Genomic DNA, 24,590 nt, shown 5'->3' on the forward strand with positions numbered 1-24,590 from the left:
CTATATCCTGGCAGAGACTCACTTCACATTCACGGAAAACGGGTGGGGAAGGTCGAGAGTGGTACACTTTTCCTCTTGTTCCGCACTATTGTCCGCTTGATGTTTTGGATAAACTGCCAAAAACCTCCCTCCCGCCCGAACCAGTCAGCCCGCTGCCGCGGGATTTCTCTCACCGTCCCCCTGCCACACAACACCTGCTGTCATGAAGCATCTTGAGCCGAAGTACACGTAGTTATATCCCTAAATTCCAAATATCTATAGATAAGACATCAAGATATCATACACCTCATCCCCAGCCCCAGCCCCAATCAACTGTTCAATCATCGCCCCGTTTTGAACCACTAAATTAATCAGCTCTTTCAATACCCCAAGCTGAGCTTTCTGCTCCTTAATGGCCAGCATAATCACTAGTTCAACTGCAACCTTCTCCCCTGATCCGCTGCCCATAACCTGGAATTCTACCGGGTGTTTTAGGACAGCCACACAGATTCTGGTTTCCTTTACGTATACCGCATCCGTATGGGGGATTGCCACCTTACGGCCCTCTAAAGGAAGTCCTGTGGGATATTTCTGTTCCCTCAGTATTACATTTGATTCGTATTCCTCTGTTACCAGCCCAAGCTGAAACAGACGCTCTGATAACGTACGCAGCACTTCCTCGCTGCTCTCCCCGCTCACCCCTACGTAGCAGGTTTCTCTGCTTAAAGCCTCTTTTAACGGCATAATCTTCCCCCTTATACTTTATCATACGGCAAATCCGTACGTCAGTGCCCTGGACAAGTACGATGGTGTGTCCCCGGGTATAATTTACTAAATTTTTCAATAGTGTCACAAGGATGTTCTGATGCAAAGATAGTCCGCCCCATAACAGTTCCTGTGGCTCCTGCTTTTCTCAGACAGAGAAATTCGTTCTCACCAATTCCCCCATCTGCAATAATCTCTGTCTCAGAGCCGCATACTCCGGCCAGCCATTCTACTTTTTGAATCATCTCCATCTGAAACAGATCACCCTCGCCGTCTGGTTCAGAAGTCATAATTAAAATATAGTCCAGCCGGTTAACATACGGCTTTAAGACAGCTGCAGGCGTATTTGGATTCAGCGCAATTCCTGCCTTCATCCCCATTTCTTTTATCTTATGAAGCACCCGGAGGGGATAGCCCGTGGATTCCCAGTGAAAAGCGGCTGCACTGCATCCCGCTTCCGCCAGTTCCTCTAAATACATCAAAGGGTTTGTGACCATAAGATGGGCATCCCATATCTTATTATATTTAGACACAACCGACCGAATAGTTTTCATACCAAACGTTATATTCGGGACAAAGTTACCGTCCTCAATATCAAAATGCAGATACTTATGGTTCCCCAGCGCTTCTATCTCCCTGCCCAGACACAGCTGATTGGCAGATGCCGCTGACGGCAGAATCTTCATTATTACCTGCCTCTCCGCCGTTACAATGTGGCTCTGAATTCTTTTACAACATCCATAAATTCTTTTACGCGTACCTCATCCACCGGATTCTCAAACTTGCCGTCCCTCTTGAAAGTGGTGCCTACCACTGCACCGTCTGCTATCTTTAACTGCTCCTTTACATTATTGATCCGCACACCTGTGTTTGCAAATACAATCGTATCCGGGACCTCATTTTTTACAGTTTCAAGCACTTGGGAATCCGTCGCCGCCCCTGCGGTCAGTCCGGATACACAGAGTGCGTCCGGTTTACAGTTAAATACCGTACTCTTAGCAATCTGACTGATATCATCTCTCTGAATATACTTAGCCGCCTCCGGTACAATATTAAATAGAAGCTTCACATCCTCCGCACCAATCTCGTGCTGGTGTCTTACGACTGCACCGCAGTTCGTATTCCACAGGCCAAAGTCACTTGCATATACACCTGTAAAAATTTCTCGGACAAACTTTGCGCCTGTCGCCACTGCCAGGTCCAGAGACTTCGCCGGATCCCACAGCACATTAACCCCGAACGGAATCTCAAGCTCTGATTTCAGTTCCCCGATCACCCGGGCCATGGCTGCCACGGTCTCTGTTCTCACGTCCGTGAGATAAGGCAGGCTGAATTCATTGGAAAACATAATTGCATCCACTCCGCCCCGCTGCAGTGCCAGCATCTCCTCCCTGGCCCGTTTAATCACAGCTTCCATGCCGCCGGCCTTGTCAAATCCCGGGTCCCCCGGAAGCGCCATAAAATGACACATTGCGATAATTGGTTTGTCTGTTCCCAGTACTTCCTCTGTCCATTTTCTTTCCATAATAAATTCTCCTTTATATATGTTTTATTAATTTTATTATTTGATGCCTCTGGCAAGCTCCACCTGTCTGCTGAATCTGCAGGCAGCTGCCATCATAAGGGCAATACAGTCTTCGATATCCTGCCGGCTGGCTACTTCAGCCAGTGAATGTGTGTAGCGCAAAGGAATTGATAAGTGGGCCATAGGGATCCCTTCGGTTCCTGCCAGCTGGGTAAATGCATCATCAGTGATTACCCCGATAACCACTTCTTTCTGGCATTTCAGTCCCTCTTCTTTTGCTGTCCTTTCCAGGAATGCATTCAGCCTGGGGTTGGGCAGCAGCCCTCCCAGCGTGCCTCTTCCGTGAAAGTTCATATACATAATGGCAACCCCTTTGTCAAGCTCCATCTCATACCTTCCTTTTAACTCCGGTGTATCGCAGGCAGGGGAAATATCTACACAGATAGCTGCATCCGGCTGCAATCTTTGAAAGGTCGGTGTTGAGGAACGGATATTGAATTCCTCCTGAACGGTAAATATAAGATGCACGTCGGCCTTATGTTCCCTCTGGTTTAGTTCCTCTGCCATTCTGAGCAGGGCATAAATCCCCATTCTGTCATCCAGCGATTTGGAAGCCACATAGTTTCCCAGGCTTGTATAATTGGGTAGGTAGGTGACAACACTGCCGATATCAATCCCCTTCTCTAAAACTTCTTCCTTGGATTTGCATCCCAGATCCACATAAAGTTCCGATATGGTTGTGACCGCAAACTTTTTGTCGGCCGGTGTCAGATGATGGGACGTATTCCCCACCACCCCCCTGTAAGACTTTGTTTCGTCCAGCGTATGCACATCCAGAAATGCTGAGGGCAGTACCTTCTCAGGAACCCCACCCACCCGCTCAAGCCGCAGGAATCCATTATCCTCTATTTTTTTGACCATCAATCCCACCTCGTCCATGTGGGCAAAAAATGCAATAGATGTCCCATCTTTCTCTGTCCCGGGGTAGGTTGCTGTAATATTTCCCAGCTTGTCTACGTGAATCTTATCGCAGGTCCTCCTGAGCTTTTTCAGTACATAGGCAATCATTTTGTCCTCATGCCCGCTCAGTGCAGGTATATCCGTCAAGTCCTTCAAGTCTTTATCAAAGTTCATCATAATCTCCTCTCTGTTAACCAATGTGCATTCTGCCTCCGTCCGCGATTAACACTTCTCCGCACAGATATTCGGAGAGCTCACAGGCCAAAAACAGGGCAATGTTAGCAATATCTTCTGGCTCCCCCATTCTCCCCAGAGGCATTACTGTCTTATAATGTTCCCTGGCCGCCTCCTCAGATCCAAACCGCTCCACAAGCATCTTGCTCATGATCACAGCCGGGGCTATCCCGTTTACCCTGATACCCGCTTTTGCGTATTCTCTTGCCAGAAACAAGGTCAATGCATAGCTGCCCGCTTTTGTGGTTACATATTGGGGAATCCCTGTGCCTCCGCTGAATACAGACGCCGATGTCAGAATAATAATGGTTCCTTCTGCTTTTTCCAGGTAAGGTTTAGCCGCCTCGGAGCAATAGTAAGTTCCCTTTGCGTTAATAGCGTAACTCTTGTCCCAATCAGCCACCACGCCCGCATTGTTTACCAGAACATCCACACGTCCATACCTGTGAGCTACCTCTGCAAACACAGCTGCAACCGCCGTGCTGTCTGAAACATCACACAAATAATAAGCTGCCTTTTTCCCATATTTAGAAAGCTTCTGCAAAAGCTCTTCTGCACAGGATTTGGGGCAGACATCCAGAATTACAACCTGCGCTCCGGCCTCTGCATATTTTGATGCTATAGCCGCCCCTATCCCCTGAGCGGCACCGGTCACCACAGCGACCTTATTTTCCATAGTTATCTGATAACTCATACTTCGCCTTCTTCCGATTCTTCAACTTTAACAATACATTTCAGACATTCTCCCCGTCCAAGGGTCCGGGCAATTGCCTGCTCCACTTCATTCATAGCATACCTATGGGTTATATATGATTTAGCGTCCACTTTTTGACTGCTGATAAGGCGCAATGCCTCCCGGGTGTTATTGTGATTTGCGGAATAGGTAAGCAGTATATCCATCTCCTTAAAAAATGCCTCGCTTACATAAAGCTTTAAATATTCCTCAGGGTCCGGGGTAGCAAACAATAACAGTTTCCCCCCCTTTCCGGTAAGCTTCATACCAATTTCCATAGCCTTAATGTCTTTTGCCATGACACACACTATATCAAACTGATTCCATCCAAAAGTTTCTTCCAGGCACTTCAGTTCTTTGTCCAGATCGGCATCCGCCTCACGGACCGCCTTCGCTCCCTTTTTCTCCGCCATCTTCTGCCGCCATGGGCTCCTCTCATAGGCCACAATATCCGTTACTCCATAGGCCTTCAGGGCCTCAATCAGCATCAATCCTATAGTTCCTGTGCCAATAACCGCAATCCGTTCAGAGGGCCGTACATGGAGACGTTCAATCCCGTGAAGGACACATGCCAGGGGTTCAATCAAGGTTGCTTCTTCAAAACTCATACTGTCCGGCAGCTTTAACGTGTCTGTCCTCACATGGCTCGGCCCAGCCTTAAAATATTCAGCGAACCCTCCGGGCTTGTAGTTTGTGGCTTTGAACTGAGGGCAGAGAGTATACTTGCCTTTCCGGCACTCCTCACAGCTCATGCAGGCAACATGATGGTGCACAAACACCCGGTCCCCCACCTGAAATCCCTCCACATTTTTTCCAATCTCTTCTATCACTCCCACTGCTTCATGTCCCAGGACAACCGGGGCTTTGGGTTTGTTATACCATTCCATGGTATCTGCAACGCAGACGCCGCAGGCGTTGGTCTTTACTACAATCTCTCCCTCTCCCGCCGTTGGTTTGGGCATTTCCTCTACCCGGACATCCGTGTTGGTATAATATACTGCTGCTTTCATCGTGTTCTCCTTCTTATCCTTAAGTCTTTTCTGTCACCTAAAAAATGGCTGCGATTTTAGACAGGATCCAAGTCAGCCAGTTGCCGGCCGAAAGTGCCGTTATGTTAACTGCCCCGTCAGGAATGGTGTATCCCGCCTGTACTGCCATAGTGGTCATTGAGGATCCAAAACTTGTACAGATAAGCATTACCACACTCATAATGACAATCCCGCAGATCAGAGAGCGGAAAAGATTTCCCTTGCTGAGGCAGGGAACCAAAGCCACAAAGTAAGCCAGGGATGCCAGATCCCCGAAAGGAAGCACCCGGTTTCCCGGAAGGATCACTGCCAGTACCAGTACAACCGGAATCAGGATAATTCCCGCCGCTACTGTGGTGGGGTGTCCGATAAGGATGGCAGAATCCAGGCCAACGTAAAACTCCCGATCTCCAAAATGCTTTTTCATAAACTTCTTAGCCGCATCTGAAACTACGGTCAGAGACTCCATAAACAGTGCTATAAATTTAGGTATAATCATCATTACAGCGCCGATAGATATGGCAGAGCTTAACAGCAGGGGAATATCACTCCAATATCCGGCCAGGCATCCCAGGATAAGGCCCAGAACTGTTCCCAGTACAAGAGGGCTTCCAAAGATTCCCCATTTTTCCTGAATGTGTTTTTCGTCCCAGTTAATGTTCTTAACGCCCGGTATACGGTCCAGCAGCCAGTTCACCCCTGCTATAATCGGCACACTGGTTACCGCCCACCCGTGAGGGATGGACACGCCTGGTACATTGTAAAAGGCCTGTACCCTTTTTGCCGTCCGGTCTGCCATCACCAGGCAGAACGCCGCATGAATCCCGCCCGCAATCAATCCGATAATTAAATTTCCTGAAATGATATACACTACGGATGCAGTAAACGCGTGATTCCAGAAGTTCCAGATATCCACGTTTAACGTCTTGGTGAGTCTTGTTGACAGCATTAAAATATTTACCCCCAGAGAAACCAGGATAATCAGAGCCCCGCAGGTGGTACTGTATGCAATAGCAGATCCTACCGCCCAGCCCACGTCCAGAATATCGTTTTTGATTCCCCAGTTCTCCACCATAATATCTACCATAGGACTCACTGTAGAGATGAGCAGCCCTATAATCAGATTCAGCCCTATGTAAGCGGCGCCAAAGGTAAGCCCTGCCATCAGAGATTTTTTAAATTTTGCGCCGAATACCATACACATAATAAAGATAAAAATGGGTATTAGTACCGATGCCCCCAGACTTGTCAGCGCACTTGTTACTTTAGTAATCACATCAACCATAAACGCTTTCTCCTTTCCTTTTCCCTTTAAACAACCGTATTCGAGATTTCCAAAATCTTGTCTGCCAGCTCCTTCAGCAGTTCATCATCCCCCACTCCAGTCAGCAGGGGCACACCATTAAACACAGGCAGCCCGGATTCAAAGGAAACCTGAGCTGTACTCAGAATTACATCGCATCCGCTTAAACGGTTTGCAAGGTCCTGCACGCTGCAGGTCATAATGGATACGGGAATATGCCGTTCCTCCATATATTCCTGTACCATGGACGCTGCATGCGTTGATGTTGCTATGCCTGACCCGCAGGCCACCATTAATTTTACTGTTCTTCCCATAATATCTCTCCTTTTTCGTTATATTCCTGTGCCATCTGAAATGCAGCCGCCATGCCTCCCTGCTCCGGTATCTCTATGATCCTGTCCCCGGCTTTTTTCAAGTTTTCCGGGGCGTTGGCCGGGACAAAGGAATACCCGCTGCTGACCAGCATGGTATAATCCGTCATAGCATCCCCTGCCGCAAAGGTCTGCCCCAAGTTCATGTCATACAGCCTCAGGAGCTCTGCCATAGCTACGCTTTTATCCGTATGTTCCGAGACAACTTCCACAAAATGCCGGCTGGCAAATCTATAGGTTGTTCCCCTCCAGACGGGCCAGGTTCCGCATCTCTCCAAATCTCCCACATCCGCCCCGGTCAGGAGTATCTTTAATATCCTGCCCTTTACAAAAGATACCTCGGGGATACGAATACCCCTCTCTGCCCTCACGGCCTTTTGGTCCAGGATGTCATTGCTTTGCAGCAGGTAGATTCCAACATCCGTAAAGACCTGGACGCTTACATCCGTATACTGATCCAGCACATACTGCACTGCCGCCAGAACTTCTTCCCCCATAGGACTGCTCCACAGCAGTCTGCCCCGGATAAAATCAAAGATTCCGGCTCCGCTGTATACGATGCAGGGATGTGTTATATTCATGAGCCTTGCCACCTGCTCTGTGGCAACAGGCGCCCGGCCTGTGCTCAGCACCAGGAGGCCTCCGGACTCCATATAGGCAGCAGCAGCGGCTATCACCTTCGGATGGATGTTAAAGTTACGGTCCGACAGGGTGCCGTCAATGTCTGACAAAAAAACAGATTTAAAGTTCTTATTCATGCTCTTCCTCTTTCTTTTTCAGATATCCATCCAGAAGCTGCTCTGTCTCTGCGGCTGTCTTCAGTCCTGTAATCTGCTCTGCCAGCGCTCTGCACTCCCTGCTGTCGAGCCTTGGGATAACTTCCCGGGCCTCCAGCAGTGAACCGGGTGACATGCTGAACTCATCCAGTCCCAGCCCAATCAGAAGAGGAATCATCTTTTTATCTCCGGCAGCTTCCCCGCACATACCGCACGGAATCCCTTTTTCATGAGCTCCTTCAATGGTATACCGGATTAGACGAAGCACTGAGGGATGGTAGAAGGAATACAGCTGAGAAACCTTATCATTTCCCCTGTCCACTGCCAAAGTGTACTGGATCAGGTCGTTTGTACCGATGGAAAAAAAATCGCATTCCTCAGCAAAAGCCTCAGCCAAAACAGCTGTAGAAGGAATTTCAACCATAATTCCCATTGGAATTTTATTCTTTACCGCAATGCCCTCCCGGATCAGCTGTTCCCGGCACTGTCCGACCCTTTCTTTGGCCCACCTCAGTTCTTCCAGAGAAGAAATCATGGGAAACATAATGTGCAGGTTTCCTTTTTCTGAAGCGCGGAGCAGTGCCCTTATCTGGGTCGTAAACAGCTCCTCCTCCGCCCGGCACAGGCGAATGGCCCGAAGCCCCAGAAATGGATTCTCCTCTTTTTCCAGTCCCAGTGCAGGTACTTCCTTATCCCCTCCTATGTCCAGTGTACGGACAATAACCGGGGCATCTCCCATAGCTTCCAGGACACTGGCGTATGCCTGGTACTGTTCTTCTTCCCGGGGAATCCTATCCCTTGAGAGATACAGGAACTCAGACCGCAGAAGTCCGATTCCCTTTGCTCCGCAGATCAAAGCCCTTTCCGTTTCGCCAGGGGTTCCAATATTTCCATATAGCTTTATCTCCCGCCCGTCTGCGGTCCGGCACGGAAGTTGGGCCAGCCTCTGCCTTTTCTCTTTCCTCTTTCTTTCCCGGGCAATCCTCTCCCGGAATGCCCGGCAAGTCTCTTCCGAGGGATTGAGATACACCTCCCCTGACTCCCCGTCTACTGCCGCCACATCCCCGTCCTCTGCATAATCCAGGATCCCTTTGACCCCTACAACAGCCGGAATTTCCAGCGTTCTGGCTAGTATCGACGTGTGGGATGTCCTACCGCCGCCTTCCATTACCATACCGGCAACATGGGCCAAATCCATACTTCCCGTCACCGAAGGAGCAATATCCCTGGAGATAATGACCGCATCCTCCTTCAGTTCACTCAGATCCGGCACTGCAATCCCTAGAATAGTCCGCTGCAGCTGCACCTTTATATCCTGAAGATCCCCGGCACGCTGCCGCATATATTCATTTTTCATTCCCTGAAAGATACGAATATGCCCCTCTATGACCTCTTCGATGGCTTTGACTGCCGTTTTTCCTTTTTGTATCTCCTCCACGATTGGCCGAATCAGCTCCTCGTCCCTGAGGATAGAACAGTGAGCCTCGAAGATGGCTGCCTCCTCCTTTCCAACAGACTGCCTGGTCTTTTCGGCCAGCGTCCTCGTTTTTTCGTATATATCCTCCGCCGTGCTCAGGAATACTCTTTTTTCTTCTTCATATCCCTTCCATATACCGTCCAATGGAATCGGGCTTTCCTTAAACACGATTACTTTCGCCAGGCACAGACCTTTAGATACTCCTGTTCCCTGCATAGATTCACCCCAATCCTCTTTACTCATCCAGCCCTTCTTTTATCGCCTGCACAATCCTTTTACTGGCCTCCTGCTCATCTTCGCCTTCACAGACCACTTCGACCTCAGCCCCGCAGTTAATTCCGGCTCCCAGGACATGCAGAATGGACTTTGCATTAATTGTCTTATCCTCTCCGCACACAATCTCTATCTTTGAGGCATACTGATTCGCAAGCCTAATCAGAGTATCCGCCGGGCGTGCGTGAAGCCCTTCCTTTGAAATTATTGTTACCTTTTCTCTTACCATAACTGTTCTCCTCTACTGAAATATTCCGATAATCTCCCGGCTTTGTTCTGCACGCATCAGCCTGTCTACGGTTTCCTTTTTCCCCAGCTTACGTACCATATCCTTTAAAACTTCCGTCTCCGGCCCCTCCTCTTTGGGTACCGCAAATACAAAAACTAGTTTTACCATCTTATGCAGAGGAGGATAGGCTTTCCCCGGCGCCCAGTCTATATATTTCTTAAGCCTGATACATGCGGTCACCGGACAATCGACAGTAACAGACTCTGCATGGACCAGGGCAATATGACTGCCAATTCCTGTATAGGCAAGACGCTCCCGTTCCCAGATTTCCTGCTTCAGTTTCTCTTTCGCCCTGCCGCTGCAATCCCCCAGCACAAGTTCTGCAGCATAAGCAATCACTTCATCTTTCGAGCGGCAGCCGCTTTCAAGGATGATATTCTTTTCCGGAAGAATTGTTTGGTTCTTCATTTTTTGCACCCCCCTGTCTGAGACATTTTTGTACCTCCTCCTGTGTCCTGCACCGTGTAATCGCCCGGACATTTTTTTCCTCTAAAGTCAGGCGGTAAAGCTCCCGGAGTAATTCCTTTTGATGCTCCACCCTTCCCGGCAGAAGATCAATCCGCAGCATTTCGTTTTCCGTGTCAACGGTTAAAAATACTTCTGTCTTCTCGTCCTTCCTTTTCCAGACCACTGCCAGGCACTGAGGCAGAAGGTAAGACTCGCATATCTTTTGCCCTCTCGCACTGGCGCCGTTCCAGTATCCGAAGGTTATATGCCCTCCCGGCAGCAGCCGTTCCAGCAGACCGTAATTAACTTTTTCTCTCTGTTCCAGGAGATACACGTTATTTCTTATAGCACTGATATCCCGGTTAGTCAAAAAGGAGGACACTACCAGATAGGGCACCTCCGTGAGATTGACAGGTACTGTGGAAATTACCAGATCCGCCTGTTTTAAATCAAAAGATCCTAGCTTTCTGGAAGGAATTACATCCAGGATATTAAAATTTGGAAACTCCTGCTGGAGCCTTGCGCTGAGCAGCTGTGAGGTGCCGTAACCGCTGTGGCATACTACCAGAACGTTCACCAGGGAAGTTTGCTTTACCATAAGTGTCTGATAATACGTTGCAATATTTGCAATCTCATCCAGACTAATTTCCTTCAGTCCATATTTCTCACAGATCATACCGCATACAATCTGGCAGATGCCCACCATCTGGGGATAACTCATCTGCATCTCCTCCAGCAGCGGATTAGCAATCTTTATATTGTATTCCAGGCGGTTCAGCAGCGGTCTGATATGCATCATCAGTCCCCGAAGGAGCATGTCCTCATCACGGACCTCCATATCCAGAATTTCTGTCATGTATTCTGTCAGAACAGCCGCAACTTCGTCACTTTTGCTGTCCGGGTCTCCTACCCATCCGGGGGACTCATCTACGTTTCCCAGCGAACTGATATACTGGTATATGCAGCAGGTCTCATTCTCCCCAATGTCAATACCGTAACGTTCCTTGATCTTTGCAGAGATGTTCTCAGCTCTCTGGTATTGCCTTGCCGCCTTAGCACTGAATACGGTATCCTTCTGGGCGGTACTCAGCTTTCTTCCGCTTCTGACTCTCTGGATACAGATAAGAATATGGGTGAGCAGGTTTTTATAATAGATATCGCTGGTATCCAGTTCCAGATCTTCCAAAAGCGCCTCCACAAATGCAATTTCCTCCGGCTGGAAGATTTCCAGGAGGTTCTGCAAAGTTACCTCATCCAGATGGATCACTGCAGTTATCGCCTCCCTTATATCTTGTTCCCTGCCGGAAATCTGTGTGCCTTTTTTGTTTTTCTCCAGGGTTAAATGATATGGCGCAATCCACTCCTCCACATACTTAAGGTCATTTACAATACTCGCTTTTCCTACATAGTAGGAATCTGAGAGCTTTTGCACAGAGGTGGCTGTCCCTGAATGAAGCAGAAGATCTTTCAGTATAGTATTCCGGCGCTCTGAGGAATTCCACTTCTGGGTCTGGTTCCCTGCATGCAGATGATTGAGCAGAACCATGTTATGTCTGATCCCGTCATCGGCCAGAATCCCTTTTCCGGTTTTTGCCAGAACCCCCGCTCCGTACTGCTTCAGTTCTCTCCGAATGGTCCTCAGATCCTCCTGCAGTGTCTTATCAGATACTTCCAGTTTTTGTGCAAAATACTGAATGGACCTGTACTCTTTTTCCTCCAGCAGCAGACTGACAAATTCCAGCTGCCTCTGATTCAGATTCTCCATACGCGTCTCTCCTTAGGTTGTCCCCTTGCAGATGTGCATTCTGTTTACATCTACACTATATCATTCGGTTTTTATATTTAAAATACCAAACAATTTCCCTATCGTTAGGGAACTTTTAATACACATTATACCATTTTTGTTTTTTCAGTTCATGGTATCCTGTCACAATATACAAATCGCCCATCATATTTTCTTGGTTTTTTACAATTATTTATTGACTTTATCAAATTTAAATGGTACTATCCAGATAAATAATTGGTTTTTTACAAATTTTAAAGGAGGATTCTTTATGAAGCATGTATTATTTGTATGCGGAACTGGAGGCATCACTTCCGCGGTGGCAGAGAACCGGGTCATAGAAGCCTGCCTTGCAGCAGGGCTGAAGGTACAGACCAGGCGCTGTACTCCAGCTGCCATTGACTCTAATCTGGATGGCATAGACTTAATTGTCTCTACCACTTATCTGGCCGGCGATTACCCCGCAGAAGTTATAAACGCAATTTCCCTCATTACCGGGATCGGCTGCGATGCGGTATTGGAGGAGATCGTTTCCAAACTAAAATAGAAGGAGGAAATACCTATGTTTATTCAGGTCATTAATTTTATTATGGATGCCGGTTCCTCAGTCTTCATGCCTGTCATCATTCTCATTTTAGGACTTATCTTTGGGCTTAAACCGGGAAAAGCATTTAAAGCCGGAATCACGGTTGGAATTGGCTTTATCGGAATCAACCTTGTAATCTCACTCCTTGCGGACAACCTTATGGTTGTGATCAACCAACTAGTTGATGTTTATGGATTTAAGCTTACGGCTGTTGATGTGGGATGGCCCATCGCAGCCAGCATCGCCTGGTCAAGCGGCGCTGTGGTGCCTGTGATTCTGGTGTCTGTATTTGTGATGAACATACTTTTAATCCTTGTGGGCTTTACGAAGACCCTGGACGTAGATATCTGGAACTATTGGCAGCCGCTGTTTATCGGAGGGGCCCTGTATCTAATCAGCGGCAATATGATCCTCGCAGTGGTTACTGCCTGCATTTCCATGGCTGTCATCTTTAAAATCGCCGATTATTCACAGCCTTATGTGGAAAAGTTTTTTGGCATGCCAGGTATCTCTATTCCTCACATTGAGTCCACTGGATGGGCACTGATTGGTATTCCTCTGAATAAACTCATAGACAAGATTCCAATCATCAATAGAATTGACTGGACTCCTGAGAAAACCCAGAAAAAACTTGGGGTGCTGGGTGAGCCCTGTGTTCTCGGCCTCATGATAGGCGCACTTCTGGCTATTATCGCCCGAACGGACGCCTCAACAGTCTTGAATACCGCTATGGTAACCAGTGCAGCCATGTATCTGCTTCCCAAAATGATCGGGGTTCTCATGGAGGGATTAATGCCCATATCCGGTGCGGCTTCCCAGTTTATGCAGAAACGATTTAAAGGAAGATCACTGTATATTGGCCTGGACGCCGCTGTGGTAGTTGGGCATCCTTCCATTATTGCTACCTCACTGCTGCTCATTCCCACCACACTGCTCTTGGCTGTTGTCATTCCCGGCAATGTAACCCTTCCCCTGGCCGAATTAAGCGGGCTGGCTTTCTTTATCGTGTGGGCCGTTGTCCCCTGCAACGGGAATGTATTCCGTGGCTGGCTCATCGGTACCCTGTTTATGTCCGCTATCCTGCTGATTTCTTCGGATTACGCCCCTGTTATGACCTCTCTTGGACAGAGCGTAGGCTTTGAGTTTCCTGAGGGTGCCAGCATGGTTACCTGCCTTTCCATTGGCTCCCAGTGGATCTCCTATGTATTTTACAAAATAGCTGTATTATTCATATAAGAAAAAGAAAGAAGGGAAAAAGATGTGTAACAAACGGATGTATATCCGCATGGCCGCTACGGATCAGGAATTTGCTAAAAGCGCGGCCCTTTTAAGTCAGAATGAACCATGGGTGAGCCTCGGCCGGACCTATGACTATACCATGGGAAAGGTACGGGACTCCTCCGGAGAACTGTATGTTGTCTACTGCGGCGATGAGATTGCTGGCTGCATCCTTTTAGAAATGCACGGCAACCTGAAAGGATTTATCCGCTCCTTCTGCGTTGACCCCCGGTTTCAGGGACTGGGAATTGGAAGCAAAGTTTTATCCTTTGCAGAAACCCTTATCTTTAAAAACCATCCCAACGTCTTTGTCTTTGCCGCTTCCTTTAACGAGGGTGCCGTGCGTTTTTATAAACGCCATGGCTATGAGCATATTGGGACCTTCCGGGATTATGTAACAGCAGGAAGCGACGAACTTTTGTTCCGCAAAACAATAGGCCCCTCCAACAGCTTTCCGGCTGTTCATGAGGAAACCGACTTGTAACAGTATTCAAACAGGTTCAGCATTGTTGGCCGCCGCTTTCTATGATATACTTTAACATACAGAAAATGCCGCATAATCGCCTCATGGCACGCGGAAAAGGGCACCCTTTGCCTGCCTTAAAGGGTGCCCCGGATAGTTTAGCAAGTACTGTATTATAGAAGGAGAATCCATGCAGTCTAATAATAAAATTGATGTGAGAAGAGAAAAAATGTTAGATGTGATCCGGCGTTCACCTGTGACCACTATAAACGAGCTGGCAGAGTTCTTCTCCGTTTCTGCGGAGACGGTCCGAAAAGATATCGAGTATCTGGATGAACAGGATTTGATCATAAGAATTCACGGCGGGGTAGCCCCAAAAGTGAGTACTGGCAGCGAAAAATCTTACGATATAAGATATGCAGAGAATCTGGAGAAAAAAAAGGCAATCGCGGAGGCTGCCTGTAATATGATAACACCTGGTGATTCCGTTATTATAGAAAGCGGCACCACAATGCAGGAACTGGCAAAAGTCCTTACCGGTCGGCCGGAACTTTTACAGACCCTAACCATTATCACCATGTCCTTCCGCGTTGTAGAAATACTAAAAGACAGTAATTTTGAGAAAGTCTTCTTTCTGGGCGGCTGGATCCGCAAGGATGATTATATGAGCTACGGCCACCACACCATTGAATTGTTAAAAGACTTCCACGCAGACAAAGCCTTCATCAGCTGTGCCGGACTGAACACAAAGCTTGAAGTAACCGATTATTTTGACGAAGAAGTCATGCTGCGCCGCCAGATACTAAAATCCTGCGACAAATCCATCCTATTGGCAGACAGCTCCAAAATGAATAAAACCACTATCCTATCCGTCTGCAGCGCAAAGGACATTTACCGTCTCATCACAGATAAAGAATGCAGCAAAACCATGACAGACCTCTTCGCCAAAAACCACATCAACTACAAACTCGTATAACCCAAACACTAAAGCTTCAGCCCCATCCCATACTCAGGTGTCAGGAATTCCGCGGCGGCGTGCTGACTGGTACGGGCGGGCGGGAGGGCTTAAGTTCCGCGGATGTTTCCGCAGGAGTAGCCAGAGATTCTTAGGCAAAGCCGGGATTCCCATACTTCCCCAGCTCCTCAATGTACAGCCGCCCCATCCCGCTCAGAGGAATCCCCTTTCTTTTTATGTACCCAATGGTCATAATCTCCTCCATATCCAGGGGCACTGCCGTATAATTTCCCCCGTTCAGCTCCGCGCAGATAATTCCGGAACAGAGGGTATACGCATTCAGCTCCATCATCAGATTCAGGAACGTGGCCCTGTCATTTGCTTTTATCAGGCGTTTATACTCGTAAGTACTCAGAACCTCTTCTGCCAAATAAAAAGAATTATTCTCCCCCTGTTCAAAAGCCAGGCAGGGGTAGTCCTCCAGATCTTTCATGGAAACCTTTTCTTTGTCTGCCAGAGGATTGCCCTTCCAGAGATATACATACACACAGCAGTCAAAGAGAGGGATAAATTCCAGTTCCCTCTCACTCAGCATCTTATTCAGGACCTTTTCATTAAATGTATTTTGGTAAATAACCCCTACTTCACTGTAAAAATGCCGGACATTTTCTATTACCTCAAAGGTTTTTGTCTCATGAACAGCAAATTCATATTCGTCCATCCCAAACCGCCTCACTAGTTCCACAAATGCTTTGACCGCAAATGAATAGTGCTGCATGGAGACTGAAAATTTCTTTTTCCCCTTTTTTTTCTCAATAAAGCGCTCATCAATGAGGCGGTACTGCTCCATCATCTGCCTGGCATAGCCAAGGAATTCGTTTCCCTCTGCGGTTACCACGATTCCCCGGTTGCTTCTGTGAAACAGTGTGATTCCTATTTCCTCTTCCAGCTCCTTCACTGCCGCCGACAAGCTGGGCTGTGAGATGAAAAGTGCATTCGCCGCCTTATTCAGAGAGCCTGCGTCCGCCACAGCTATGATATATTTTAACTGCTGTAAAGTCATAATGTGCCTCCCAAAAGAGATGTCTTTCCGTTTCTATCGGTTACAGCAATACTTTACCATCATTCCTCAGCGGCGTACAGCCTTTTTCTGTCAGCCCTGCTGTTCTCCAATCGCCCGGAAGGCTTCCTCCAGATCCTCCAGGATATCCTCTATATTCTCGGTTCCTATGGAAAGGCGTATGGTATTGGGCTTGATCCCGGATTTCTCAAGCTCTTCTGCGGACATCTGAGAATGAGTGGTAGACGCCGGGTGAATTACCAGGGATTTGACATCAGCCACATTTGCCAGCAGGGAAAATAGCTCCAGCTCATCGATAAATGCTTTTGCCCTTGTATCATCGCCTTTTATCTCGAAGGTGAAAATAGAACCGCCTCCATTTGGAAAGTATTTTGCGTATAGTTTCTTTTGTTTTGGATCCTCTGCCACCGAAGGGTGATGCACCGCCTCTACCTGAGGATGTCTGCTCAGATAGTCCACTACCCTCAGCGCATTTTGCACATGACGCTCTACCCGCAGGGATAAGGTTTCCAGCCCCTGGAGGAATAGGAAGGCATGGAAGGGAGAAAGCGTAGCTCCGGTATCACGAAGAAGAATTGCACGGATTTTCGTTACATAGGCAGCCGCCCCCACTGCTTTTGTGAAGCTGATTCCGTGGTAACTCGGATTCGGCTCAACCAGAGAGGGGAACTTTCCGGAAGCCTCCCAGTCAAATTTTCCGCTGTCCACAATAACACCCCCGATGGCTGTGCCGTGTCCCCCGATAAATTTGGTGGCTGAGTGTACTACAATATCTGCGCCGTACGCAATGGGCCGCACCAGATAAGGGGTGGCAAATGTATTATCCACAATAAGAGGAATCCTGTGGGCATGGGCGATCTCAGCGATCCTTTCTATGTCAACCACATCAGAATTAGGATTTCCTAAAGTCTCAATAAATACCAGCTTTGTATTGTCCTGAATAGCCGCCTCCACTTCACTGTCGTTGAAAATATCCACAAAGGTAGCAGTAATGCCATACTGCTTAATCGTATGAGCAAGAAAATTATAAGTACCTCCGTATATATTTTTTGCTGCCACCACGTGATCCCCTGCCTGGGCAATGTTTTCTATGGCATAGGCTATTGCCGCCGCCCCGGATGCCACAGCCAAAGCCGCCGCGCCTCCCTCCAGAGCTGCAATCCTCTTTCCAAATACTTCCTCTGTGGGGTTTGTCAGTCTTCCATAGATATTGCCCGCATCGGAAAGACCGAATCTTGCCGCCGCATGTTCGCTGTTCCGGAACACAAAAGACGAAGTCTGATAGATGGGTACTGCCCTGGCATCCGTCGCGGGATCCGCCTGTTCCTGGCCTACGTGAAGCTGTAAGGTTTCAAATCTGAATGTTCTGTCTGCTCTTATTTTTTTACTCATATCCTATACCTCCATCTGGAAATTTTCTCTTTGTTTTCTCTCGATGGATATATCATACAATAGGAATAGGAAAAGTGTTAATATGAATACTCTATGCTTTGCTATAGTCTATCCCTATAGCCTCATCCACATTATTCTCCCTTCCTCTCCCGCAGTTTACGGTTCATCTGCTCTGCCATCCTGTAAGCGGAAAAGTAACTTACCGATGTCACAATAGCAAATACCCCAATAATGCACACCTCCATACCGGCCAGCATATGGGGCTTGGAGGGGGAAAACCATGCAAACCACAGACCGCAGCCCAGAACAACAGCATTCACATAGATAAAGTAAAGAATCATCCGGACCAGCATGCCTCTCTTGGATACCTCTTTCTCTGCCCCGCAGGGAAGCAAAAGACTCCCCAGTGTACATAGGGCCGATACCATAAGAATCTGCCACAGAATATTTACCCCTATCTCGCTGCCGGATCCCCAGAAGATACCGATATAAACCGCAGTTACAAACACAATTCCTGTGGTAATCCGAAAAAACATAGCCAGCATATCCTGCATTCGTTTTATCATATGACTCATCCTAACTGTCCTCCTATAGACCAAGCTTCTCTTTCAGGCTCCCCACATACTGCCTGGATATAATCACCTTTTCCCCATTGTCCAGAACCGCTTCAAAACGCCCTCCGAATGCCGGTGTCAGGCTCTTTATTTTGTTCAGATTCAGGATCGAGGACTTGGTTGCCCGCAGAAAGTCGTGCTGGGGCAGCTCTCTCTCCAGTTCATACAGCTTACTCTTTGTCTCATAAACCTGAGTCCTGCAGTATGCGAATACCTTCTGATCTACAGACTCAAAATAATAGATCTCCCCAGGTGGTATCCGGTAGATCTCTCCGTCACGGTAGACGTTCAGTTTCGTATCCCCCTGCTTAAAATGATTCAAAAGGTTCCTAAGGCTGTCATCTATCCTATGACATTTCAATATAAGTTCCTCTTCTTCCCCGGGATCGGTATCCAGGATTGTAATTTTCATTCTGCGGTTCCTTTCCTTTCAAATGCTGTACAGAGTCACCTGTCACTGCTTTTTCTCCGCCTTCCCAGCAGCACCGCTGCAGCTAATGCTACTATACCACAAATGCACAGAAACAGGATCTGGAAACTTACGGAGACCTCTCCACCCGTCATCTTTATGGTGATCCCCATATATTCTTTATATTCTTCTGTTACAGTCCCGGGTATCCCTGTAAAGGCTGTGCGCAGCGCCTCCCTGCAAAAGACTCCCCGCATCAGTGATGCTCCGTGGAGGACAGGCGTATAACGGAGAATCCTGGTCACTCCTTCCGGCAGAGAGCCCATAGGAATATAGATGGCCCCCAGGAATCCTACCAGTGTGCCTGCAATGGTAGCAATCCCTGACCAGGCACTGCTGCTCTTAACAAACAGTGCTGCCAGAAACATAATTACCGCATAGATACAGACATTTAAAAAAATGTACACTATAATCTGTCCCAGTGTGCCTGGAGACAGAAGTTCACCCCCGGTAATCCGAATATAGGCAAGGGCTGCCGTCAAAGTCAGCAGGCAGAAAAATGTTCCGATGACTGCGGCGGACGTCATATATGAGAGTGCCAGCATATTTTTGCCGGCAGGAGCAGTGTAAAAACTGTCCAGACGATTTTCCGAGGCATCGTTAACCATAACTCCCACTGCAGTTAAAGTGACTGTAACCGCATTTACTATCATAATTCCGGCTAGCGTCCAGTACTGAACCAGGTGGAGGGCATTCTCTCTGTCCAGGACGGCATTCCTGGCAGAGCCATATTTGGCCAGAAGGTTGGTTACATTCTCCACATTCATATTTCCCAGAAACACACCTGTGAGCATTAAAACAATCAGCATTGCCAACAGAGAGAAGAATACAGCTGATCTGTCCCTCAAAAACACCAGACAATTTCTCTTTGTAAGACTCAGATATTTACGCATATACTGCCTCCTCCCCTGCTGCATGCAGAAAAACGTCGTCCATGGTGCCCTGCACAACCTCAAACCCCAAAAGCATACCCTGATAATTTTCTACAATGGGAAGGGCTGACATCGTAGAGGCAATGGGGACAGTGATCAGGCCCTCCTTCTGCTGATACCGGATCTGCAGTCTATCCAAATCCATAAGAATTTTTTGTACGGCACCCTCCCTGGGGAACAGCCGCAGCTTGTCTTTTGCGAACCTTTCCTTCAGAGAAAATGGGGTGCCGTACTGTACCAGATGTCCCCGGTCTATCATTGCAATATGATCCGCCTTTGCCGCCTCCTCCATATAATGCGTGGTTAAAAAAACGGTCATTTTCATCTCCTTCTGCAGAGTGTGAATGATGCTCCAGACACTTCTTCTTGCAGATGGATCCAAGCCAGTGGTAGGTTCATCCAGGAATAAAATATCCGGGGTATGGAGAAGCGCCCGGGCAAGCTCACACCGGCGCTGCTGTCCCCCGGAAAGCTTTCCAAAGGGCTGCTTCAGCACTTCTCCCAATTCCAGAACCTCACAGACAGTGTCCAGGTTTTTGCGCAGTTTTCTTTTGTCCCCCTCATACAAAGCGCCCCGTATGGCAAGGTTTTCTTTCACTGTGAGCAGATTGTCCAGACAGTTATTCTGATATACAACACCAATCCGGCGTTTGATCTCTTCATTATCCCTCCCAAGTTCAAGTCCCTCCACAGTCACTCTGCCCTCTGTAGGGGCAGACAGCGTGCAGAGCATCCGGATCGTGGTGGATTTCCCGGCCCCATTCACTCCCAGGAAGCCGAACAGCTCTCCCTTTTCTACAGCAAAACTGATATCATCCACCGCTTTTATCCTTTGAAAATATTTTTTTAGGTGTTCAACTTTTATAATTTCTTCCATCCCGCCGTCTCCCTTCCCGATTGCCTTTTCTGTACTATATTTTCTTTCTTCTTTTTTTGCAATACTGAGACTGCTAAGATGTAAATATGAAACCATAACCTGCAAGATCCGCCGGGTATCACGCATGGATAGGTTAACCTCCCCGTGCTGCAAAAAAAGACAGAGCCGGCGGCTCTGCCTTTCTATCTGCCTATTAGTCGTTATCCTTCTTCTTTTTCTTTGTAAATATTACAATGCCGATCCCAGCGGCAATGAGAACAATAACCAGGATAGCAATAGGAGCTGTATCCCCAGTTTTTACTGCATCAGTGGTGTTGGAGGATTCTTTATTATCTTTTGTACTTTCCTTTTTATCCTTAGAAGCTTCTATGGTTTTTTCGTCCTTTTTGTCTTTTTCTTCGTCTTTATCTTTGTTTTGCTTCTCTTTGACAACCTTGATGGCACAAGGCAGCATCTCACTCTCTGTACCGTTGGCATCTACCACACTGATTCCAAAGCCATACCCCTCCGAAAGCTCCGTTGCCTTTCCGACAATTGCATTGTTTTCAAGCTTTACCCACTCCGGAGCACTATAAATTTTTATAGTGTACGGAGCAGTGCCTCCGGATATCTCAATGAGAAATCTAAATTCCTCGTCCAGTACCACCGTCAAGTCATCCTCATCAGCAGCTAATTTAACCTTTGGCATGCTGTCGTCTCCTCCTCCCACCACAATTTGGGAGTCTAATCCCCAGGAAACTTTGCCCTTTGCATCTATTACACTATAGGATAATACATAAACGCCTGCTTTCGGCGGCTTGCCTGAAATCGTAATGCCGTCAACCTTCAGCCAGTCCGGCCCGGCGTATCCCTCAATTCGATACGGAGGCTCTCCCCCTGATACCTTGAGCGTTATCTCAAATTCTTTGTTTACCTCAAGTTCTAACTTATCATATCCAAGGCTGACATCCAGAAGGTCTTCTTTTACATACTCCTGCTTCTCCTTTCCATCGCCTTTCGCCTGTTTAAAAATTGACACCGCAGAACTGTTTTCTGTACTTTCCTCTGCTACTTCCTTATCAGTTAAGTCCTTGTCTGTATTCTTCTCCCCTGTCTTTTTTGTCTCTGAATCAGTGCTCTCCTTCTCCAATTTGCTGTCTTTGCCTTTCGTATCAGAGGCATCTGTTTTATTAGTATCCTGCTTGTCTTTACCTGCGTCCTTTGTATCCTCTTTCTTATCCTGTACCTGTCCCTCTTCCGGCTGCTCTTTTTTACCCTCATCCGATGATTCAGTCAGTGTATCCTGATTCACTTTCTCCTTATCTGTTTCCCCCTCTTTGCTTTCCGCGCTTGTGACTGCCGATGCGTGAACCATCCTTCCACCGGTGCCGGGTACCAACCCGGAAATACACAGTGCCAATGCACATCCCAATGCCAATAATTGTTTTCTCCTCATATCCCCTTCTCCTTTAGTAATTCATCCTATTTCTCCGGATATAGCTCCCTGAGATAGGCATATTGTAACACCATATATTGGCATTTTGTTAATAATTAAGCAGAATTTTGTCTTATTTAAAGGGATTGCAATATGGTTTAAAAGTCATTAGCAAATCTTTTTATTTTTGTAATTATATAGTTTGAGTTTTAAAATAAGTTTGACACATTTATGAATAAGCCCCACAGGTTTATAGCTCTCCCGGCAATCAGCAATAAGAGCCCCCTACACTTGCAGTATAAAAGGCTCTTTATTTGATTAATTTTGGTGTAGACACGTCAATAGCATAACCGCTGTCTGCCGCTGATTATTCCAATCTTTCATGTCCCCGGAACATCGGCATTGTACCAGGGGTGCGGCAGGGCGGTTGGGGGCAGATTAACGAAAACAGTCTGTGAGGTCAATCCGTTGAAAGCATGCTGCCGTTGTCGCGGGCCCTGATGTGCCAGGTTCCAAGCTCCTCCAGCAGGACAGGCGTATGCGCCTTGTCCGGACCGCAGGCTTCCAATGCACGCTCATAGTAATCCTTCAGCATTGGGCGGTAATCCGGATGTGCGATGCGCAACATCTCCTTCACTCTCTGCTTGGGTGATTTGTTGCGGAGATCCGCCACACCGTATTCTGTTACAATAATACACGGCTCATGTTCCGTAATATCTATGTGTGAGCAGGAAGGCACGATACAGGACAGCGCACCTTTTTTAGCGGTAGACAGGGTAAAATAGCAGGGCAGACCGGCATTCTGGGCAAAATCAAGGGCTCCGCCGATGCCGCTGATGACACTGGTGCCATTTACATGGCTGGAGTTGATATTTCCGAAAATATCAGCCTCTACTATATTATTCATGGTAATAAGTCCAAGTCTGCGGATAACTTCGGGATTATTGGAAATCTCTACCGGGCGTACCATCAGCTTACCTTCATACTCCTCAGGATGTTTCAGAATATGATCAGTTGTATCACCGGCACAGCCAAACCCTGCAGTGGAAATAAAGTCAATGCTGCCTTCGCGCACCATATCCATGGCGTCTTCCAAAACCGCCTCCGTATACATTTCCATGCCCTTAAAATGCTTGCCCATTTCACGCAGAACCGTTCCGGCAACCATCCCTCCTCCGGTCTGAATGGGTGGAAGCTTCTCGGTCATCCTGCCCTCCGCAACCTCTCTCTGAAGGAAATCAACAAAGTTTTTCGCTATCTGTTTCACCTCCGGAGGCGCCGCGTCGGCAGTCAGAGGATACCACATAGGACTGAGGAACAGGGGTTCATCTGTAATTACAACCCCTAAAACCTTATCCGGGTCACAGGTATAGAAATGGGAACCAATTACATCTGTGGCCTTGGTGATAGGAATCGGCTGGCGGCCGGGACGCGCACCGGGTTCATAGACGTCGTGCAGCCGGTACATACCCTCGGAAGACTGAAGATTAATCTCCAAAATCACCTTTTTGGCACAGTTGAGCACTGTCTGCGTATATCCCGCACATACGGATGGTTTTAACTTTCCGTCCTCTGTAATACCTGCAACGGAAACCAGAGCCACGTCAATATCTCCCAGATAACCGCTTCTGATATATTCGGGAATCATACTGAGACGATAGTCCATAAAATTAAGACCGCCTTCGGCAGTGTTGGCACTTTTCCGGACGCCGGAATGTGCCTGTGTATAAGGCATGAAGCTTTTGATCATACCCGCATTGGTCCAGTCCTCGTCTATTACCGGGGTACAGGAAGCGGCAGAGATGAGTTTTACTTCAATTTTCTCACCGGCATTCCGGCGTCCCAGCAGGGCACGCGCCGTGCTGACGGGACTGTCATAGCAGATAAAATGCGGAACAGATACGGTCATACCGTCTTTAATGTAGCTTGCCGCCTGCTCCGCAGTAATCACTTTCTCGCGGAATACAGGGCTTTCGATTCGACTGAGATTCATAAATGTCCTCCTTGCGTATGGTTAAGTTAACAAATTATGCTAAATTTTTCTGTACGGCGGCATTGCCGGCCTCGAATGCCTTTTTGTTAAGCTCCAGAAGCTCCGGCTTATTGGAAAGCTGCCGCAGCATAAATTCCTTAAACACTTCTTTATCCGGAAAGACATCCGTCAGCAGTTCTACGACAGCGCCCAGCGCCACGGAACTAATTACCTTCGTATTTCCAAGCTCTACGCAAACTCCGTGTAAGGGAGTATGCACCATCTTTACCCCTTCATCCGGGTCCTCCGTTTCCGGTACAAGCGTACTGTTGACAACCATGACTCCTCCGGTTTTTACGTCATGACGGAACTGTTGATATGCCTTGGGTTCCATCACCAGCAGAATATCCTGTTTCTTCTTCCGGGGGTTGCCGATAGGTTCATCACTTACGGTGACAAAGCAGGAGGTCAAACCTCCCCGCTTTGCAGCTCCATATTTTGGGGAATAGGTTACGTAAAACCCTTTCTCATTTGCAACTTCGGCAATGGTTTTTCCAAGTACCTGGAGCCCCTGACCGCCGACCCCGGCAAAATACATGCATTTTTCCATGTGT

Annotated in this window: 26 protein-coding genes; 4 read left to right on the plus strand and 22 right to left on the minus strand. The window is 47.7% G+C overall.

All coding sequences use genetic code 11. The features are described 5' to 3' along the window. Positions 1 to 255 precede the first annotated feature (255 nt). From BUA56_RS19200 to BUA56_RS19260, 13 genes are read right to left on the minus strand one after another with little or no spacing between them, the layout of a single operon-like run. A complete protein-coding gene (locus tag BUA56_RS19200; RefSeq protein ID WP_072854400.1) occupies positions 256 to 723 on the minus strand; it encodes a PTS sugar transporter subunit IIA in 468 nt (155 codons plus the stop codon). A gap of 41 nt (positions 724 to 764) precedes the next feature. After that, the gene (locus tag BUA56_RS19205) at positions 765 to 1,430 is read right to left on the minus strand and encodes a ribulose-phosphate 3-epimerase (RefSeq protein WP_084068127.1); all 666 of its coding nucleotides are present in this window, start codon (positions 1,428 to 1,430) and stop codon (positions 765 to 767) included. 20 nt (positions 1,431 to 1,450) lie between these two features. Beyond that, the gene (locus tag BUA56_RS19210; protein ID WP_072854402.1) at positions 1,451 to 2,269 is read right to left on the minus strand and encodes a BtpA family protein; all 819 of its coding nucleotides are present in this window, start codon (positions 2,267 to 2,269) and stop codon (positions 1,451 to 1,453) included. 36 nt (positions 2,270 to 2,305) lie between these two features. Further along, complete coding sequence (locus BUA56_RS19215) at positions 2,306 to 3,427, minus strand: M42 family metallopeptidase (protein WP_084068129.1); 1,122 nt, start codon at positions 3,425 to 3,427, stop codon at positions 2,306 to 2,308. Next, a complete protein-coding gene (locus BUA56_RS19220) occupies positions 3,420 to 4,157 on the minus strand; it encodes an SDR family NAD(P)-dependent oxidoreductase (protein WP_084068130.1) in 738 nt (245 codons plus the stop codon). The genes BUA56_RS19215 and BUA56_RS19220 overlap by 8 nt, the downstream gene beginning before the upstream one ends. Further along, a complete protein-coding gene (locus BUA56_RS19225) occupies positions 4,154 to 5,206 on the minus strand; it encodes an alcohol dehydrogenase catalytic domain-containing protein (RefSeq protein ID WP_072854404.1) in 1,053 nt (350 codons plus the stop codon). Before BUA56_RS19225 ends, BUA56_RS19220 begins: the two co-directional genes overlap by 4 nt. A gap of 37 nt (positions 5,207 to 5,243) precedes the next feature. After that, a complete protein-coding gene (locus BUA56_RS19230; RefSeq protein WP_072854405.1) occupies positions 5,244 to 6,509 on the minus strand; it encodes a PTS galactitol transporter subunit IIC in 1,266 nt (421 codons plus the stop codon). Positions 6,510 to 6,535: 26 nt separating this feature from the next. Beyond that, positions 6,536 to 6,841 carry a PTS sugar transporter subunit IIB gene (locus BUA56_RS19235; RefSeq protein WP_072854406.1) on the minus strand — a complete coding sequence of 102 codons (306 nt, stop codon included), beginning with the start codon at positions 6,839 to 6,841 and terminating at the stop codon, positions 6,536 to 6,538. Continuing rightward, positions 6,826 to 7,656 carry an HAD hydrolase family protein gene (locus BUA56_RS19240; protein ID WP_072854407.1) on the minus strand — a complete coding sequence of 277 codons (831 nt, stop codon included), beginning with the start codon at positions 7,654 to 7,656 and terminating at the stop codon, positions 6,826 to 6,828. Before BUA56_RS19240 ends, BUA56_RS19235 begins: the two co-directional genes overlap by 16 nt. After that, positions 7,649 to 9,394, minus strand: a complete 1,746-nt coding sequence (gene ptsP / locus BUA56_RS19245; protein ID WP_084068132.1) for a phosphoenolpyruvate--protein phosphotransferase — start codon at positions 9,392 to 9,394, stop codon at positions 7,649 to 7,651. Before ptsP ends, BUA56_RS19240 begins: the two co-directional genes overlap by 8 nt. Then, complete coding sequence (locus tag BUA56_RS19250; RefSeq protein WP_072854408.1) at positions 9,387 to 9,653, minus strand: HPr family phosphocarrier protein; 267 nt, start codon at positions 9,651 to 9,653, stop codon at positions 9,387 to 9,389. The genes ptsP and BUA56_RS19250 overlap by 8 nt, the downstream gene beginning before the upstream one ends. Before the next feature lie 12 nt (positions 9,654 to 9,665). Then, positions 9,666 to 10,121, minus strand: a complete 456-nt coding sequence (locus BUA56_RS19255; RefSeq protein WP_072854409.1) for a PTS sugar transporter subunit IIA — start codon at positions 10,119 to 10,121, stop codon at positions 9,666 to 9,668. Further along, entirely contained in the window at positions 10,078 to 11,925 is a 1,848-nt protein-coding gene (locus BUA56_RS19260) for a BglG family transcription antiterminator (protein WP_072854410.1), read from the minus strand. The genes BUA56_RS19255 and BUA56_RS19260 overlap by 44 nt, the downstream gene beginning before the upstream one ends. A 289-nt stretch (positions 11,926 to 12,214) precedes the next feature. Here BUA56_RS19260 and BUA56_RS23065 point away from each other — a divergent pair, with 289 nt between their 5' ends. The 4 genes from BUA56_RS23065 (at position 12,215) to BUA56_RS19280 (ending at position 15,246) form a co-directional block, all read left to right on the plus strand. Next, entirely contained in the window at positions 12,215 to 12,490 is a 276-nt protein-coding gene (locus BUA56_RS23065) for a PTS sugar transporter subunit IIB (RefSeq protein ID WP_072854411.1), read from the plus strand. A 15-nt stretch (positions 12,491 to 12,505) separates the two neighbouring features. Then, positions 12,506 to 13,765 carry a PTS galactitol transporter subunit IIC gene (locus tag BUA56_RS19270; RefSeq protein ID WP_072854412.1) on the plus strand — a complete coding sequence of 420 codons (1,260 nt, stop codon included), beginning with the start codon at positions 12,506 to 12,508 and terminating at the stop codon, positions 13,763 to 13,765. A gap of 22 nt (positions 13,766 to 13,787) precedes the next feature. Continuing rightward, positions 13,788 to 14,291: a GNAT family N-acetyltransferase gene (locus BUA56_RS19275; RefSeq protein WP_072854413.1), complete on the plus strand. Its 504-nt coding sequence runs from the start codon at positions 13,788 to 13,790 to the stop codon at positions 14,289 to 14,291. A gap of 169 nt (positions 14,292 to 14,460) precedes the next feature. Beyond that, positions 14,461 to 15,246, plus strand: a complete 786-nt coding sequence (locus tag BUA56_RS19280) for a DeoR/GlpR family DNA-binding transcription regulator (protein WP_072854414.1) — start codon at positions 14,461 to 14,463, stop codon at positions 15,244 to 15,246. 130 nt (positions 15,247 to 15,376) lie between these two features. Here BUA56_RS19280 and BUA56_RS19285 read toward each other — a convergent pair whose 3' ends face one another. The 9 genes from BUA56_RS19285 to BUA56_RS19325 all read right to left on the minus strand — a co-directional run bounded on the left by BUA56_RS19285 (position 15,377) and on the right by BUA56_RS19325 (position 24,586). Then, the gene (locus BUA56_RS19285; RefSeq protein ID WP_072854415.1) at positions 15,377 to 16,288 is read right to left on the minus strand and encodes a LysR family transcriptional regulator; all 912 of its coding nucleotides are present in this window, start codon (positions 16,286 to 16,288) and stop codon (positions 15,377 to 15,379) included. Positions 16,289 to 16,378: 90 nt separating this feature from the next. Further along, positions 16,379 to 17,698 carry an O-acetylhomoserine aminocarboxypropyltransferase/cysteine synthase family protein gene (locus BUA56_RS19290; RefSeq protein WP_072854416.1) on the minus strand — a complete coding sequence of 440 codons (1,320 nt, stop codon included), beginning with the start codon at positions 17,696 to 17,698 and terminating at the stop codon, positions 16,379 to 16,381. Positions 17,699 to 17,829: 131 nt separating this feature from the next. Then, positions 17,830 to 18,273 (minus strand): DUF3021 domain-containing protein, encoded by a 444-nt coding sequence (locus BUA56_RS19295; protein WP_072854417.1) that lies wholly within the window; start codon positions 18,271 to 18,273, stop codon positions 17,830 to 17,832. A 13-nt stretch (positions 18,274 to 18,286) separates the two neighbouring features. Next, a complete protein-coding gene (locus BUA56_RS19300) occupies positions 18,287 to 18,724 on the minus strand; it encodes a LytTR family DNA-binding domain-containing protein (protein WP_072854418.1) in 438 nt (145 codons plus the stop codon). A gap of 35 nt (positions 18,725 to 18,759) precedes the next feature. Then, on the minus strand, positions 18,760 to 19,674 hold the full coding sequence (locus BUA56_RS19305) for an ABC transporter permease (protein WP_072854419.1): 915 nt from the start codon (positions 19,672 to 19,674) through the stop codon (positions 18,760 to 18,762). Beyond that, positions 19,667 to 20,590, minus strand: coding sequence for an ABC transporter ATP-binding protein (locus BUA56_RS19310; protein ID WP_072854438.1), 924 nt, complete (start codon positions 20,588 to 20,590; stop codon positions 19,667 to 19,669). The genes BUA56_RS19305 and BUA56_RS19310 overlap by 8 nt, the downstream gene beginning before the upstream one ends. 193 nt (positions 20,591 to 20,783) lie before the next feature. Further along, complete coding sequence (locus tag BUA56_RS19315) at positions 20,784 to 22,025, minus strand: LPXTG cell wall anchor domain-containing protein (protein WP_072854420.1); 1,242 nt, start codon at positions 22,023 to 22,025, stop codon at positions 20,784 to 20,786. A 439-nt stretch (positions 22,026 to 22,464) separates the two neighbouring features. Next, the gene (locus BUA56_RS19320; protein WP_072854421.1) at positions 22,465 to 23,997 is read right to left on the minus strand and encodes an acetyl-CoA hydrolase/transferase family protein; all 1,533 of its coding nucleotides are present in this window, start codon (positions 23,995 to 23,997) and stop codon (positions 22,465 to 22,467) included. A 34-nt stretch (positions 23,998 to 24,031) separates the two neighbouring features. After that, entirely contained in the window at positions 24,032 to 24,586 is a 555-nt protein-coding gene (locus BUA56_RS19325; protein WP_072854422.1) for a 2-oxoacid:acceptor oxidoreductase family protein, read from the minus strand. Positions 24,587 to 24,590 lie beyond the last annotated feature (4 nt).

The sequence above is a fragment of the Lactonifactor longoviformis DSM 17459 genome (assembly GCF_900129135.1).
GTDB classification, from domain to species: domain Bacteria; phylum Bacillota; class Clostridia; order Lachnospirales; family Lachnospiraceae; genus Lactonifactor; species Lactonifactor longoviformis.